13 protein-coding genes and 1 pseudogene are annotated in these 17,023 nt (G+C 30.2%); all 14 read left to right on the forward strand.

The window, feature by feature from the left end; translation table 11 throughout:
* Positions 1–345: PTS system mannose/fructose/sorbose family transporter subunit IID (locus COL3_RS12465; RefSeq protein WP_180277939.1), on the forward strand; the 345-nt coding region annotated here is incomplete at its 5' end.
* Between the two features lie 371 nt (positions 346–716).
* A complete protein-coding gene (locus COL3_RS12470) occupies positions 717–1,355 on the forward strand; it encodes a hypothetical protein (RefSeq protein WP_008422272.1) in 639 nt (212 codons plus the stop codon).
* 53 nt (positions 1,356–1,408) lie between these two features.
* Entirely contained in the window at positions 1,409–1,957 is a 549-nt protein-coding gene (locus tag COL3_RS12475; RefSeq protein ID WP_008422271.1) for a hemerythrin domain-containing protein, read from the forward strand.
* A 196-nt stretch (positions 1,958–2,153) separates the two neighbouring features.
* Positions 2,154–5,669 (forward strand): pyruvate:ferredoxin (flavodoxin) oxidoreductase, encoded by a 3,516-nt coding sequence (gene nifJ / locus COL3_RS12480; RefSeq protein ID WP_008422269.1) that lies wholly within the window; start codon positions 2,154–2,156, stop codon positions 5,667–5,669.
* 324 nt (positions 5,670–5,993) lie between these two features.
* Positions 5,994–7,853, forward strand: a complete 1,860-nt coding sequence (locus COL3_RS12485; protein ID WP_008422268.1) for a S8 family peptidase — start codon at positions 5,994–5,996, stop codon at positions 7,851–7,853.
* Positions 7,819–9,558, forward strand: coding sequence for a S8 family peptidase (locus COL3_RS12490; RefSeq protein ID WP_008422267.1), 1,740 nt, complete (start codon positions 7,819–7,821; stop codon positions 9,556–9,558). Before COL3_RS12485 ends, COL3_RS12490 begins: the two co-directional genes overlap by 35 nt.
* 161 nt (positions 9,559–9,719) lie before the next feature.
* Positions 9,720–10,319, forward strand: a complete 600-nt coding sequence (locus tag COL3_RS29305) for a hypothetical protein (RefSeq protein ID WP_008422266.1) — start codon at positions 9,720–9,722, stop codon at positions 10,317–10,319.
* A gap of 15 nt (positions 10,320–10,334) precedes the next feature.
* Positions 10,335–11,714 (forward strand): annotated as a pseudogene (locus COL3_RS12495) (FapA family protein); the annotation flags it as partial.
* A gap of 291 nt (positions 11,715–12,005) precedes the next feature.
* Entirely contained in the window at positions 12,006–12,632 is a 627-nt protein-coding gene (locus COL3_RS12500) for a hypothetical protein (RefSeq protein WP_008422264.1), read from the forward strand.
* A 182-nt stretch (positions 12,633–12,814) separates the two neighbouring features.
* A complete protein-coding gene (locus COL3_RS12505; RefSeq protein ID WP_008422262.1) occupies positions 12,815–13,432 on the forward strand; it encodes a superoxide dismutase in 618 nt (205 codons plus the stop codon).
* 144 nt (positions 13,433–13,576) lie between these two features.
* Positions 13,577–14,221 carry a pentapeptide repeat-containing protein gene (locus COL3_RS12510; protein ID WP_008422261.1) on the forward strand — a complete coding sequence of 215 codons (645 nt, stop codon included), beginning with the start codon at positions 13,577–13,579 and terminating at the stop codon, positions 14,219–14,221.
* A 152-nt stretch (positions 14,222–14,373) separates the two neighbouring features.
* Positions 14,374–15,222, forward strand: coding sequence for a DegV family protein (locus tag COL3_RS12515; RefSeq protein ID WP_008422260.1), 849 nt, complete (start codon positions 14,374–14,376; stop codon positions 15,220–15,222).
* 148 nt (positions 15,223–15,370) lie between these two features.
* On the forward strand, positions 15,371–16,237 hold the full coding sequence (locus COL3_RS12520) for an SDR family oxidoreductase (protein ID WP_008422259.1): 867 nt from the start codon (positions 15,371–15,373) through the stop codon (positions 16,235–16,237).
* Positions 16,238–16,657: 420 nt separating this feature from the next.
* Complete coding sequence (locus COL3_RS12525) at positions 16,658–17,008, forward strand: metalloregulator ArsR/SmtB family transcription factor (RefSeq protein WP_008422258.1); 351 nt, start codon at positions 16,658–16,660, stop codon at positions 17,006–17,008.
* Positions 17,009–17,023 lie beyond the last annotated feature (15 nt).

Genomic DNA, 17,023 nt, shown 5'->3' on the forward strand with positions numbered 1-17,023 from the left:
GGATATGAAAAAGGAACTCAATTAGTTGCTGATATGGGTGGAAACAAACTTAGATATCTTACAGAAGGATCTTCAGTGCTTGGATTACTTGTTATAGGTGGTCTTGTTTCAAAATGGACAAGTATTAATATACCATTTGTACTTTCTAAATATACACAAAGTGATGGAAAAGAAGTAGTTACAACTGTTCAAAGCGTTCTTGACAGCTTAATGCCAGGACTAGTTCCACTTCTATTAACATTTGCATGTATGTACTTATTAAAGAAAAAAGTAAATCCGTTATTAATAATCTTTGGATTATTTGCAATTGGAATTTTAGGAGTAGCTTCTGGAATATTGCAATAATTTGAAATATGAAATTTTCGCAGAAATTAAATAATAGAATTCATATTAATCTTATTAAAATTTAAAACAGCAGAAATAATATATAATATAACCTTAATACCTATATGACTATCTTAAAATAAACACATTATTTTAAGATAGTCTTTATTTTTATGTGTAAGGGAGCAAAAACTCAAGGGATAAATAATGAAAATTTTCTATTTAGTAACATATGTTACATAAAAAAAGTGATTAGTATAGTATGATTTGATTAGAAAAAGCGAAATACTAATAATAAATTTATTGTATTTTACTTGATTGAAAAAAACGTTAAAAATAAAGAAGTGGCCCATAAAGGCATAAAACTTATTTTAATTTTAGGAGGAGATATAATGAGCTTATACTTAGGAAAAATTCATTATTGGTTATTTAATAAAATTTTATGGTTTGAAAAATTAGAAAAAGAAATAGTTAATCTTGCAAAATCTGAAGGATTAGATGTTGATAAATTAAGAGAAGAAATTAATGAAAAATATGGTGAACCAACTCCTGATCTTCCATTAGAAGAAATGATTGATACAAATAACATCCACGGATGGCTTCAAGAAAAAATTAATTCAGCTGAGGGAAGAATGGCTGCTTGGACCACTAAAGTAATCAATAATAATAAAGATGTTAAATCGAAAATGGAGGAAGTTTATACTACTCAAGGCATTGAAGCAGCCAAAGAAGTTAAGAAAAAAGGCATAGAGCTTACAACGGCTGTAGACATATTTAACAGTGTAAATGATTATATCTTAGATGGTATGCCATGTGACAGAGTTAATGAAATACTAAAATCTGAAGAAGATGTTGTAGAATGGAGAAGAAGTATTTGTGTTCATAAAAATATTTGGGATAAAGAAGAGGGAGATGTAAAATATTTTTATGAGTTAAGAAATTTATGGGTTAAAGCTTTCGTTAATGAAGTTAATTCAAATTTTGAATATATAGATAGAGAAGATGAAATTAAGGTGATATCAAAAAAATAATCATCCTTAGGGTGTTTTGATTTATAAAAGAAAAATGGTATAGGAGGGTAACTATGAATGTTATAGATTTAATGATGGAAGAACATAAGTATATAAAGCGAATGTTAGCTGTTGTAAGAAAAGCCTGCTTTAAAGTATTTAAAGGTAATGAAATTGACTATGAGGATTTTTATTCAATGATAAGTTTTATCAGAAATTATGCAGATTCTCATCATCATAAAAAGGAAGAAGTAATGCTTTTTAATAAAATGGTAGATGAAATAGGAGAAACAGCAGAAAAAATTGTAAAGTATGGCATGTTGGTTGAACATGATTTAGGAAGATTGTACATCGCAAGTCTAGATACAGCTTTAGAGGATTTAAAGAAAGGAAATGAAGAAGCTGTATTAGATGTAATAGCTAATGCGATTTCCTATACTCATTTATTGGAAAGGCATATAGATAAAGAAGATAAAGTAATATATAAATTTGCTCAAAGAGAATTGAACGAAGAAATATTAAAAAATATTGATGAACAATGTGCTGAATTTGAAGGTACAAATACTAATGTAAAAGATGAGAATATAGCAATTTTAGAGAATTTAGAGAAAAAATATAATTAAACAGAAAACACAATTTTTATTCTGATGCAATATGAATAAAAATTGTGTTTTTTATATTTTTTGAAAGTAAAATAAGTGAGACTACAATTCGCATACTAATTATTTGATGAGCTAATGAATAACTGAGATTTACTTAGCAAATAATAAAAAAAGTTAGTATAACTACTAAATACATAATGAAAACGAGGTAAATGCGATGAGAAAAATGAAAACTATGGATGGTAATACAGCTGCAGCTTATATATCATATGGCTTCTCAGAAGCAGCAGTAATCTTTCCCATTACCCCATCATCTCCAATGGCAGAACATGTGGATGAGTGGGTAGCGCAAGGCAAAAAAAACATTTTTGGTCAGCCATTGAAAGTAGTTGAAATGCAATCTGAGGCAGGGGCAGCAGGTGCATTACATGGATCTCTTCAGGCAGGTGCATTAACAACTACCTATACTGCATCACAAGGATTATTACTAATGATACCTAATATGTATAAGATAGCAGGAGAATTATTACCATGTGTTATACATGTAGCTGCTAGAGCACTTGCGACATCAGCATTAAGTATTTTTGGTGATCATCAAGATGTAATGGCTGCAAGACAAACAGGATTTGCAATGCTTTGTGAAGGATCTGTTCAAGAAGTAATGGATTTGAGTGGTGTTGCGCATTTAGCATCTATAAAAGCAAGAATGCCATTCATGAATTTCTTTGATGGGTTTAGAACTTCTCATGAAATACAAAAGATAGAAGTTATTGAACCAGAAGAACTAGCTAGAGTATTAGATTATAAAGCTCTGGAAGAGTTTAGAAAAAGAGCTTTAAATCCTAATCATCCTGTTATAAGAGGAACTGCTCAAAATCCAGATATCTATTTTCAAATGAGAGAAGCAGTAAATAAATACTATAATGATATCCCAGAAGTTGTTGAAGAGTACATGGGTGAAATTACTAGGCTTACTGGAAGAGCATATCATTGCTTTGACTATTATGGCGCGCCTGATGCAGATAGGATTATAATCTCCATGGGAGCTGTTAATGATGTTGTTGAGGAAACAGTGGACTTTTTAAATAATAATAAACAAAGGGTAGGGCTCGTAAAAGTAAGATTATTCAGACCATTTTCAGTTGATAAGTTATTAAAAGTTATTCCTAAAACAGTGAGAAAAATTGCAGTTTTAGATAGAACAAAAGAACCTGGTTCTGTTGGTGAGCCGTTATATCTAGATGTATCTAGAGCTTTTTTTGGTATGAAAGATGCTCCAATTGTTATTGGCGGAAGATTTGGTTTGGGATCAAAAGATCCAACACCAGCCCATATTGCAGCAGTTTATGATAATTTATTTTTAGATGTACCAAAAAATAATTTTACTATTGGAATAATTGATGATGTTACTAATACATCTTTAAGGACATTTGAACATATTGATGCAACTCCAGATGGAATTACATCATGTAAATTTTGGGGACTTGGATCAGATGGTACTGTTGGTGCTAATAAAAGTGCAATTAAAATCATTGGAGATAATACTGAAATGTATGCACAAGGATATTTTGACTATGATTCAAGAAAGTCAGGCGGTCTTACTGTATCACACTTAAGGTTTGGTGATAAACCCATTAAATCTAGATACCCCATTGATAGACCGAACTTTGTTGCATGTCACAATCAGTCATATGTTTATAAATATCATGTAATTAGAGGATTAAAAAAGAATGGTAAATTTATATTAAATACAATTTGGACGCCTGAAGAGTTAGATGAGAGATTACCAGCATCAATAAAAAGATATATTGCCCAAAATCATATTGAATTTTACATAATAAATGCTGTAAAAATTGCCCAGGAAGTCGGTCTTGGCGGAAGAATAAATATGATAATGCAGGCTGCTTTCTTTAAAATTGCCAATATTATACCAGTTGAAGATGCTATTAAATTCTTAAAAGAAGCTGTTGTAAAATCATATGGTAATAAAGGTGAAAAAATTGTTAATATGAATCACGCTGCAATTGATGCGGGTTTAGAAGGTATAATAAAAATTAAAGTTCCTTATAGTTGGAATACAGATTTAGATGATAAACTTGAGCTTGATGAGAATTTTCCAGAATTTATTAAAGAAATTACTAGACCTATGAATAGACTTGAAGGAGATTCTATGCCGGTATCAACTTTTGTTAAGGCAGGAATTCAAGATGGTACTTTTATGACAGGAACAACATCGTATGAAAAGAGAGGAATTGCTGTAAATGTACCAGAATGGATACCAGAAAATTGTATTCAATGTAATCAATGTTCATTTGTGTGTCCACATGCAACAATAAGAGCATTCTTGTTAAATGATGAAGAAAAAGAAAAATCTCCGGAAAGTGTTAAAGTTCTTGATGCTAAAGGAATAAAAGGAGAAGAAAAACTTTACTTTTCAATTGGAGTTACCCCTCTTGATTGTACTGGATGCGGAAACTGTGCCCAAGTATGTCCAGCACCAGGAAAAGCTTTAGTAATGAAATCTCAAGATAGTCAGCACGAACAAATTGAGGCTTGGAATTATTACCTTGAGAAAGTTAAACCTAAAAATCCATTAAGCAAGTATACTCTCAAAGGAAGTCAGTTTGAAAGACCATTACTTGAGTTTAATGGAGCATGTGCAGGATGTGGTGAAACTCCTTATGCAAGACTTGTAACACAATTATTTGGTGACAGGATGATGATTGCCAATGCTACTGGATGTTCTTCAATTTGGGCAGCTGGCTCATATGAAATGGCCTATACTGTCAACGAGCATGGTCACGGGCCAGCTTGGGCAAATTCCCTATTTGAAGACAATGCAGAATTTGGGTATGGAATGTATTTGGGAGTTAAGACTATAAGGGAAAGAATAGCAAACAATGTATCAATTGCGTTAGAAAGTGATATCTCAGAAGACTCTAAACTAGTCCTAAGGGATTGGTTAGAAAATAAAGATGTTGGAGAGGGCACAAGAGATAGAGCAAAAAGATTAGTAGAAGTTCTTGAAAAAGAGGAGAGTGACATTGCAAAGGAAATATTAAAAGACAGGGAATACTTTGTAAAAAGGTCCCAATGGATATTTGGTGGAGATGGATGGGCTTATGATATTGGTTTTGGCGGACTAGACCAAGTAATTGCAATGAATGAAAATGTTAATATATTAGTATTTGATACTGAAATATATTCAAATACTGGCGGTCAATCTTCAAAATCAACTCCAACCGCTGCAATTGCCAAATTTGCCGCATCTGGTAAAAGAACTAAGAAAAAAGATTTAGGAAGAATGGCAATGACATATGGCTATGTTTATGTAGCTCAAGTTTGCATGGGGGCAGATAAAAATCAGACAATTAAGGCAATAACAGAAGCAGAAGCCTATGATGGTCCATCACTAATAATAGCTTACTCTACATGTATAAATCATGGTATTAAAGTAGGAATGTCAAATACCCAGGAAGAAGAAAAGAAGGCTGTAGATTGTGGTTATTGGCATCTTTATAGGTATAATCCATCTTTAAAAGGAGAAAAAAATCCATTTATATTAGATTCTAAAGACCCAAAGGGTGATTTTAAAGAGTTCTTAATGGGAGAAGTGCGATATTCCTCTCTAACTAAGGCTTTCCCTGAACAAGCAGAAAAATTATTTGAAAAAACTAAAGGTGAAGCAATGGAGCGTTTGGAAATTTATAAAAAAATTTCAGCTGAGCAATAAATAATTTTTAGTCTAAAAATAATATCTATATTATTTTAATATAAATAATTAGCAGCATATTGGCTAAATAGATTCATATTTAGTTAGTACGCTGTTTTCTTAGGCACATGAAAATAAATAAGAAGTCCAAAGTTGCCATGAATATTTTTCATCAGGCAATGAAGCGAATTGCCCTCATAGCGGGTCTATTAGGTCAATTCACTGAAGCAGGATGATGGAAAATATGCTGGCAAATAGACTTATTATTTATTTGATTGTGCCTTAATGAATAATTTATATTACTAATAAATATTATTAAATGTGAGTAATACTAAGGAGTTAAATGTGCCAGTTTCAAAGAAATGTGACTTATATTATGGGGATTCACCTACTTATTTAATTGAATATCAAGGTAATTTCAAAGAAGAAATTGATAGAGTTTCATATGCTTGTGGAGATGTAATAACTAATAACATTGGGGTTATATCAACATCTCCGCAAAATTTGATTCAACTATTAAGAGATGTACCATCAATTAGTTATGTTGATCCGAGAAGCAAATATGTACTTCAAGAGATATCTCCATCTAGTGTAGATAATATAAATGCCATTAAAATAAACCCTTACTTAGATCTAACTGGCAGAGGAGTATTAATAGGAATGATTGATACAGGAATAGATTATTTAAATGAAGAGTTTATTAATGAAGATGATACTTCGAGAATTGTAAGTATTTGGGATCAAAGTATTCAAGATACGACTGATCTTTCAGTATACATAGGAAAAACTTATTCAAATACTGATCTAAACAATGCAATAAAAGCCTATAGAAGCAATCAAATCCCGTATTCAATTGTACCATCCAAAGATGATATTGGACATGGAACACAAATGGCTGGAATTATAGGAGCAAGAGGATATAATCAACAATTTCAAGGAATTGCTTCAGGAAGTGAGTTTGTAATAGTTAAACTTCTTGAATCTGTAAGTTTTAGAAAAGAATTAGAAGCTAATGGGGTTCCTTATACTCCAATTTATAATACATCTGAAGTGCTAGCTGGCATTGAATACTTAAAAAATTATTCAGTAGCAGTTAATAGACCTATGGTTATATATCTTGGCGTAGGTACCACAGAAGGAAGTCATGATGGCAATAATGTAATTTCAAGATATATTACTTCAATAGGTAGAATTAGAGGAATAATTTTGGTTACTGGTGTTGGAAATGAAGGTGCATCAGATGCGCATGCATCTGGGTCAATTTTACAAGTTGGAGGTGTAGCAACTGTAGAATTAAGGATACCTAAAGAAATTAAATATTTTTCCTTCAGTATATGGGTTATAAAACCTAATATATTTTCTGTTAATGTAGTTTCGCCAAATGGTGAAGCATCTAACTTTATTAAAGCAAAAGCTAATGAATCGCAAACTATTAATTTTGTATTTTTTAGAACTGTGATGAATGTGCAGTATTTTCTTCCAGAACATTTTACAGGGCATGAGCGTATCTCAATAAATTTTGAAAGTATAAAAGCAGGAATTTGGACCTTTCAATTAAGAGGCGATTATGTAACAGATGGCAGGTATCATATTTGGCTGGCACCACAAAAAACATTGCCAGAAAATACTCGTTTTCTTCAATCAGATCCATATAGCACACTAACAATACCTTCTACTGCTAGAAATGTTGCTGCCATTGCATACTATGGGAATAATAATGCCTTAATTGCTGCATCTGGAAAAGGGCCAAGCGTTAATGCTTATGTAAACAAACCAGATATTGCCACATTAGGAGTAGATATTATTACAACAAAACCTTTAGGTGGAACTACAAATGTATCAGGTAGTTCTGCAGCTTCAGCAATTATAGCAGGAGCTTGCGCATTATTATTACAATGGGGAATAATCAATGGAAATGATAAAACTATGTTTTCAACAAAAGTTATAGCATATTTTATACTTGGCGCAGACAGAAGTAATAATATCTATAGATATCCTAATAGAGACATAGGATATGGATTTTTCGACTTATTAGGTACTTTTAATATAATCAGCCGAAGTTATAGAATTGATTTAAATTTAGATGATGATTTCAATGAATATTATGTTAAAAAGTTATTCATAAGAATTCCTAAGGCGAAACTTAATGCGTTAAATATGGAGGGATTAAATGAAAAAAAACCTAGAGATAGAGAAGATATTTAATAATATTAATTATGATAATTATGTTGTTCAATATCAGGGGGATATTGTGTCAGAGATTTCAAAAATACCAGATTACTATGTAACAATAATTAACGATAGGTTTGCAATAGTATCTGTTAAAAAAAATGTTGAAATAAATATGGGAGATGAACCTTATATCCAGTCAATCACATATGTTATACCTGCAGAATTTTATACATTACAACAAGTTTCTCCATTAGAAGCATCACAAGCAAGCTTTGTTCAGGCTGGATCTCCTTTAAATTTAACTGGAAAAGGTATCAATGTGGCAATTATTGATTCAGGAATTGATTATTTAAGTGATGAATTTATGGATACTAATGGTGAGACAAGAATTGATAGTATATGGGATCAAACATTAACGACTACACTAGAAAAGCCAAATGATCCTGTACCATTTGGAATAGTATATGGAAAAGATCAGATAAATGATGCAATTAGAGCTTCTAAAGAAGGCAAATCGCCTTATGACATAGTGCCAACAAGAGATGAAATTGGGCATGGCACAAATATGGCTGGAATAATTGGAGCAACGGGAAAAAACCAGAATTTAAGAGGAGTTGCTCCTGATTGTAATTTTGTTGTAGTTAAGCTGTTAAGAGACTTTTCATATGAAATTCAATTCCCAGAAACGACTGTTCCGGTATTTAATATAACTGTTATTTTTGCGGCACTTCAGTATTTATTTGAGTATAAAATGGTTACTAATAAGCCAATGGTTATATACTTTCCACTTGGTAGTACATTAGGAAACCACAAAGGTCAGGGGATTTTGGAGGATTTTATAAGTTTAATATCTACCAATGTTGGAATAGCCATAGTTACGGGAACTGGAAATCAAAGAGATGCGGGTGGCCACGCTTCTTCAACTGTAGCCCCAATTAGTGGTGTACCAGGACCTGGAGCTGGAGTCGTAGAGTTTGAAGCAGCTCCTGAACAAAAAAATTTATGGGGACTTCAAATTTGGGCAGGTCTACCAGATATATTGTCTTTAGAAGTAGTGTCACCTTCAGGTGAAAGTACTGGTACAATTCCAGTAATAATAAATTATACAACTAATCATACATTCATATTCGAGAAGACAAATTTAAAAGTTAATTATTATTTCCCTGAAGAAATTACTGGAGATGAATTAATACGAATTAGATTTTATAACTTACAACCAGGAATATGGAGACTTAGGTTATATGCAAATTATATCTTATCCGGTAGATTTGATGCTTGGCTTCCACAAAGAGGTTTAACTGTAGGAAATACAAGGTTTAGTTTCCCTGATCCCTTTGGAACTATAACAAATCCCGGAAACTCATTATATACAATAACTGTCGCAGCATACAACCAAAATAACAATAATATTGTTGAGTATTCTGGTATGGCATCTTTAGAATCATATGTGGATAGAATCGATGTTGCTGGCGGGGGAGTAAATGCATTAACTGTTGCACCTAATAATAAAACAGCTATTGTGAATGGTACTAGCGTATCTGCAGCTGTTGTTTCTGGAGTTTGTGCTATGCTGTTTCAATGGGGAATTGTTAATGGACATGAACCTAATATGTATGCTCAAACTATTAAAGCATACCTTGCAAAAGGCGCTGTTTCTAGAAGTGGTGATATCATACCTAATCCATATTGGGGATATGGAATCTTAAATGTTCCGAAAATATTTGAAAATATGACTTGATGTTATAATTAATTACAATAAATATATGATTTTAGAGGCTTATTCAGGATTCGAATAAGTCTTTTTTGTGAAAATAAAGTAATGTTAGTAATAAGGTATCAGATGTAATCGATTAATGGTATAATAAAATAAAGCATATCAATATTAAGGAGATGAGGAAAATGAGTTTAATTTATACAGGAAACTCTTTAGCTAAATGTCTAGAAATTGCTTCTAAAGAATTAAATATTGAAAAAGAGGATTTAAAATATAAAATAACTAAAGAAAAACATTCATTAATTAATAACAAAATTGAAATAGAAGTTGAAGAACTTCAATTAGACTCATTAAATTCTAAAGAATGTAGTCACTCCTTTATGGATATAGATAAGAACTATATAAGAGATGAAGTTAATGAAGATTGCAATATTAATAAGATAATAAGTCAAATAGGAGCAAGAGTTGAGAACGGAGAAATAATTGTAATTGAAAATGAAAATGAAGCAATAACAATTAAGCCAAGTGAGAATATCAAATTATATATTAATGGAGAACTTTGTACGGAGAAAAGACCGTATAGAGTAACACAATATGACGAAATTACTTATGAAAGTAAAAACACAGAAGCCGTTAAGAGCGCTTTAGTAACCATATCAGATGACAAAATGGAAGCATATCTATGTATTGAATATGTTCCAGAATATATATATAAACTTAAAGATAAACCACCTCATAGAAATTTAGCACTTAAAACTATAAAAGTTCAAGGTGAATATCCTTAAAAATATACTGTTACAGAAGTAAAGGAAATTTTAAGACAAAACAAAGTTGTTGAAGGGATAATTTATAAGAACCTTATCGAGGCCTGTGCACTGGGATCAAGTGAGAGATTTTTAATAGCTAAAGGAACGAAACCTATAGATGATACTCCAAGTGAAGTAAAAATTTTATTTGAGTTGGGTGAAAAGAAAATTGTTGATGAATCTTCAAAAGATAAGATAGATTACAAAAATTTATATTCAATCTCGAATATTGAAGAAGGTCAAATATTAGCAGAAATAGTTCCAGGGGAGACTGGACAAGATGGCAAGAATGTTTTGGGTGAAATTTTAAAAAGAAAAACTATAAAAAGCAGGCCTATTAAAGTTGGTGAAGGCTGCAAAATAGAAGGGAATAATATAATTGCTACAAAGACTGGAAGACCATCGTCAAAAAATGGAATACTAAGTGTAAATAATATTTATAAAATTCAAGATGTGGACATGAAGTCTGGAAATATTAACTTTATTGGAGATGTTCAAATTTCTGGCAATGTTACTGAAAACATGAAAGTTAAATGCGGTAATTCAATAATTGTAGAAAAAAACGTTGATGCATCTACAATAATTGCTGGTGGGGAGATTAATATTAGAGGAAATGCTATAAATTCAACTATTCTGACTGGACAAATTGATATGGAAAAGAAAATGTATTTAGAACAAATAAATGAGTATAAGGATAATATAGTAAAGCTGATCAATGCTGTGGAAAAGTTAAACGAATCTAGTAATAATTCTAAAAAGATATCTGAATTAGTTAAAATTCTTATTGAAAACAGGTACAAAAGTATTCCAAAGCTTTCCTTGGGGATAATAACACACAATATTTGTAAAGATAATGAGAAAAGCCAATTAGTAGATTTTATTAGATCTAAAATGATGGGATTAAATATAACTAAAATAAATTCTTTGGATGATTTAAATATTCTAAAAGAATTAATTGAAAATGAAATAGATTTTTTAGAGGATGATATGATAATACCAGCTGATATTTATATTGGGTATTGTCAAGATTGTATGGTAAAGTCCACAGGAAGTATTATTATAACTCGTAAAGGACAATATGTTTCAAATTTGACAGCTCTAAAAGATATAATCTTTTTAAGAGATGATGCTGTAGCCAGAGGAGGGGTGTTATCTGCAAGAGGGAACATTAAACTTGGAATTGTTGGTAGTCCGGCAGGCGTAACTACAAAATTGGAGGTATTACCTGAAGGTGTTATAACTGCAAATATTGCATATAATAGTACAATATTCTGTTTTGGAAAAAGATCAAAAACTTTAGATGTTTCAGGTAGAAAAGTTAAGGCTTATTTAAACAAAGAGGGTGAGATAATTATCGAAAAGTTTGCTTTATGATAATCTATAGATACATTAATCTAGATTTAACAGGTTAACATAATTTGAATAATATTAGAGAAGGAGATTATATTTCCTTCTCTATTTTGTGGATATATTTAAGGTTTATAGATTAAATTATAATTTGTTCCATAAAAATTATTGATTTTATAAATATTTACATTTGGTAAATAAATAATGTATAATATAGTTAAGCGTTTTTGTACTGAGAGTACAAAACAGTTTTTAAAATGGTATGTAAAAAATATAATTATATTTAATAAAAAATTATTATTTTTTAGGAGGGTTATTATGAGTAAATACAAATTAAGCGAGGAGTTTATAGAGGTAGAACCAGGGGGAAAAAAATTATATAGAATTGAAGCATTAAAAAATTTTAGTGATGTTAAAAAAGGTGAGCTGGGAGGTTATGTAGAAAGCTTAAAGAATTTATCCCAACATGGCAATGCTTGGATATATGATGATGCAAGAGTATATGATGACGCTGAAATATCTGGTGATTCAGTTATTGCTGGGGATGCAAATATATCTGGAAAAGCAAGGGTATGTGATGAAGCTATTGTAAGTGATAATGTGAACATTTCAGGAAAAGTTATAGTTTCAGGGAAAGCTAGTATATACGATAATGCTAAGCTATTAGGAAATGTAAGAGTTTGTGATAATGTTTTAGTATTTAATAATGCTATTGTAAGTGATTATGTAATTCTTTCAGGTAATGCAAAAATATATGGATATGTGAAATTATCAGGTAATGTACATGTATGTGATGAAGCAATTGTGTGTGACACAGCAATAATTTATGATGATGTTATAGTATCTCATCGTGCAAAAGTTTGTGGAAATGCAGAATTATATAGTAATGTGAATATATGCGATGAACAAGTTGTATGTGGCAATGGTCAGAATATTTCCGCTTAACTACAATATTTTTTATCATTCTAATTAATAAAGATTAAAAAGTAATATATATGAAGATAGTTTGGAATATAAGTTATATAAAGTATTTTATGTAACTTATATTTTTTTGTTATAAGAAAGTAACCTTTATTATATTTATGCATATTTTAAATTGTAATAATTTTATATCTTAGAGGAGAAAGATGAAGTTTGATAAAGTAGAATTATCCTACTCATTTAATGCTTTAGAACCTTACATAGATGAGGAAACTGTCAAAATACATTATACAAAACACCTTCAAGGATATGTTGATAAATTAAATAGTATTCTTGAAGGATATGAAAAAATTACGGCAGGAAAATCCCTTGAAGAAATACTTTTAAAAATTGATAAAATACCAAAGAAAATTAGAAAGGATGTTATAAATCAGGGTGGTGGTGTAGCAAATCATAATCTATATTTTTCAATACTTTTTCCGCACCCCAAGAAAAATCCTGAAGGAAAATTACAAAGTGAAATAAACAAAACTTTTGGAAATCTGCAAATATTAAAAGAGATATTAAATAAAGTAACTATAAATCAATTCGGATCAGGTTATGGTTGGTTAGTTAAAGATGCAAATGGTAAGCTAAAAATTATTAGTACCTCTAATCAGGATTCACCTCTTAGCATGGGTTTTACCCCAATATTAACAATAGATATATGGGAACACGCATATTATTTAAAATATAAAAATTTACGTGCTGAATATGTTAAAAACATATGGAACGTAATTGATTGGTCAAGAGTTGAAGAATTTTACAAAAACTCCTTCGATTAAAGTTGAAAAGATTATTGGCTAATGAAACCATTAAGTAAAAATTATTCCCGTTTTATTATTAATTATCTGATATAATATAAATCAGTAATTAAAGATTGATTTATATTAAATGTAAGGTGATTTTGATAAAGGGGGAATTTATTAATGGCAGAATTTAATAAAATATTAACACCGAGATTAGATAATAAATTAAGAGACGACATTGACTTTATTCAAGAATTAGTTAATGAAAGATATTTAGAGAATACTTTTATTGAGAACAGAAGCATAAATGACATAAATGATGAAAAAATAGAGATTAAGGGTTGTAAATTTGTAAACGTAATTTTTGATAAATGTTCCTTTGGAAGCATAGATTTATCAGATGTGGTTTTTGAAAATTGCGATTTATCTAATATAGACTTTTCTCAAGGCAGTATACATAGAGTTCAATTTAAGTACTGCAAACTTACGGGTTCTAATTTTAGCGATTGTAATATCCAAGATGTATATTTCGACGAAGTGCTTGGGAATTACATGAATTTTGGATATTCTAAAATAAAAAATGTAAATTTCAATGAATGTAATATGGAAGGTTCGATATTTATTGAGAACAGTTTCAATAAAATAGTTTATAAAGGATGTAAACTAAGTAATTCTGAATTTACAAATACACCTCTTAAAAGTATAGACTTTAGAGATAGTGATATAACAGAAATCTTGTTAACTGGGACTGAGTTAAAAGGTGCTATAGTTTCACCTTTGCAAGCTGTTGAACTTGCTAAACTACTTGGAGTTGTTATAAAATAAACTCAATTAGATATTTAAGATTTATTTTGTAATAACAATTGAAATAAAATTATTACGGTGTGTAAACTTAGGATGGGAGATGCAATATGTTTACTTATCAGTTGCATAAAGATTAACAGCGATTTAATTATATAAAAATAGGAGGAAATATTATGGAGAAAATAGCATTAATAACAGATAGTGCTTCCGATATAAGTATTGAATTACTAGAAGAAAATGATATTAAAATGTTACCTTTCAAGCTTTTATATTCTGATGGTGAGTATGAAGATAGAATAAGTATTACTCCTGAAATGATGTATGAGCGTCTAAAAACAGAAATTCCTAAAACGGCACTGCCTAGTATAGAAAAAATAACTAATATATTTGAGGAAATAATTAGTGAAGGGTATTCTCATGCTATTGTCATAACTATTTCAGCAGCATTTTCAGGGACTTTTAATGCTGTCAGGTTGGTTAGTGAGAACTTTCCAGAAATTACAACACATGTATTTGATTCTAAAACACTTACAATGGCACAAGGTGCAATGGTTTTGGAAACTGCAAAACTAATAAAAGAGGGAAAATCATATAATGAAATAATAGAAATGCTGCCAATATATAGAGAAAAAATAGACTTATTTTTCACTATAGATACTTTAGAATATCTACAAAAGGGAGGTAGAATAGGTAAGGTTGCAGGAACCGTTGGAGAACTTTTAAATCTTAAACCTATAATTACTGTTGCTGATGATGGCACTTATAGAACAGCAGCTAAAGTTAGAGGCTCAAAACAAGCCGTATCAAAGTTAACAGATATTTTTAAAAGTTATCTAGAAAAGGGAAGATATAAAGCATGGATTTTAGATGGATATGGAATGGAAAAAGTACAAAGTTTATATGAATCAATTAAAGATCTTCCAAATGTAGTTGAGTGTACAATAGCTGGAACAATTGGACCTGCACTTGGAGTAAATACTGGACCTGGATTGGTTGGTCTAGCAATAGAGAGAATAGATTAATAATATTATAACAAGCTTCTGTAAAGTTGAAAATAAATTATAACTTTTTTAACTTTTCAGAAGCTTCTTTATATATATTAATAATTTTTAATGTATTGGCAAAACTATGTTTTAGAAAAAATATAGTTGTATATAAGGAGGAATTTAAATGAATTTTCCAACTTCATTTCCAGAACAAGAGCAAAGCGAACAACCGGGACTTGAGTATAAGATGAATCCATCGCCAATATATGATGATCCAAGCTACAATCAAAAAGGAAATCTATTAGAAAATAAAGTAGCTATAATTACAGGTGGAGATAGTGGGATTGGTAAAGCAGCTGCAATTGCATATGCATATCAAGGTGCAGATAGTGTAATTGTTTATTTTAATGAGAATAAAGATGCAGATGAAACAAAAGAAATTATAGAGAGCATAGGTAGAAAATGTACACTTATTAAAGGTGATATTGGTGATTCTAAATTTTGTGATGATGCGGTGCAAAAAACTATTGATGAGTATGGAAAGTTAGATATTTTAATTAATAATGCTGCTGTTCAATTTGAATGTACAGATTTCAAACAATTAACAAATGAAAATTTAGATAAGACATTTAAAACTAACATATATGGAACTTTTTATATGACAAGAGCTGCGTTAAATCATTTGAAATCAGGTGGATGCATTATAAATACTGCATCAGTTACTGCTTATAAGGGCAACGAAACATTAATTGATTATTCGGCAACAAAAGGTGCTATAGTTGCCTTTACCAGATCTTTATCAACTGCTTTAGCTAAGGGAAAGACTGGAATAAGAGTGAATGCCGTTGCACCAGGTCCAATTTGGACTCCGCTTATTCCTGCAAGCTTTGATGAAAGCAAAGTAACTAAATTTGGATCAGATACTCCATTAGGAAGGGCAGGTCAACCAGTTGAATGTGCAGGCGCATATGTATTTTTAGCTTCTAAAAACGCATCATATATTACTGGTCAAGTGATCCATATTAATGGTGGGGAAATTGTAAATGCTTAACTAAAAGCACAAATTAGATTCACATTGATTTTATTAAAGAAAACGAGAGCCAAAAATAAACCTTGGCTCTTTTTTGAACCGAAATTTGATAAAACAACTTAATTTAACAGGGAAACTTCATTTATAAGATTAAAAGTAAATTCAATCATAATTAATAAGATGGGGTTGAAAAATTTATTCAATCACTTTTGTATATTTCAGGCTATTTTAAAAGAGATACTCAGAAATAAAAAAAAATTATATTTAGATAAAAAGATCTTAAGACTCATAATCACTAAATGAAAGTTAATGAAATAGATGAATATGCATGTAATCTTGATGATAATTTAATGATATAAATAAAAATGTTGACTACATATAGATGAATATCTATACTATATATATAAAATAATATGGATAATATTGTGAAAGGAGCATAATGTGAATACTGAATATGAAATGAATGCCAAAATATTAAAAGCATTAAGTGATCCTAATAGACTTAAGATAATTGATTTATTATCTTGCGGAGAAAAATGTGCTTGCGAAATATTAGAAAGCTTTAATTTTACTCAGCCTACTTTATCTCATCACATGAAAGTATTGATAGATTGCGGTTTAATTGAAATGAGAAAAGATAGTATATGGAGTCAATATAGGCTTAATATGAAAAATGCAAACAGGCTAGTGTTGTTTTTGCTAAACTTAGTTACAGAAAAAAATGAATGTATTTGTAGTAATCAAAATCCTATAAAATGTGATAATCTAAAAAGCAATGAAGAATATACTTAGAAAGAAATATTATTT

Origin of the sequence: Clostridium sp. LS (assembly GCF_002760435.1) — a bacterium.
GTDB lineage: Bacteria > Bacillota > Clostridia > Clostridiales > Clostridiaceae > Clostridium.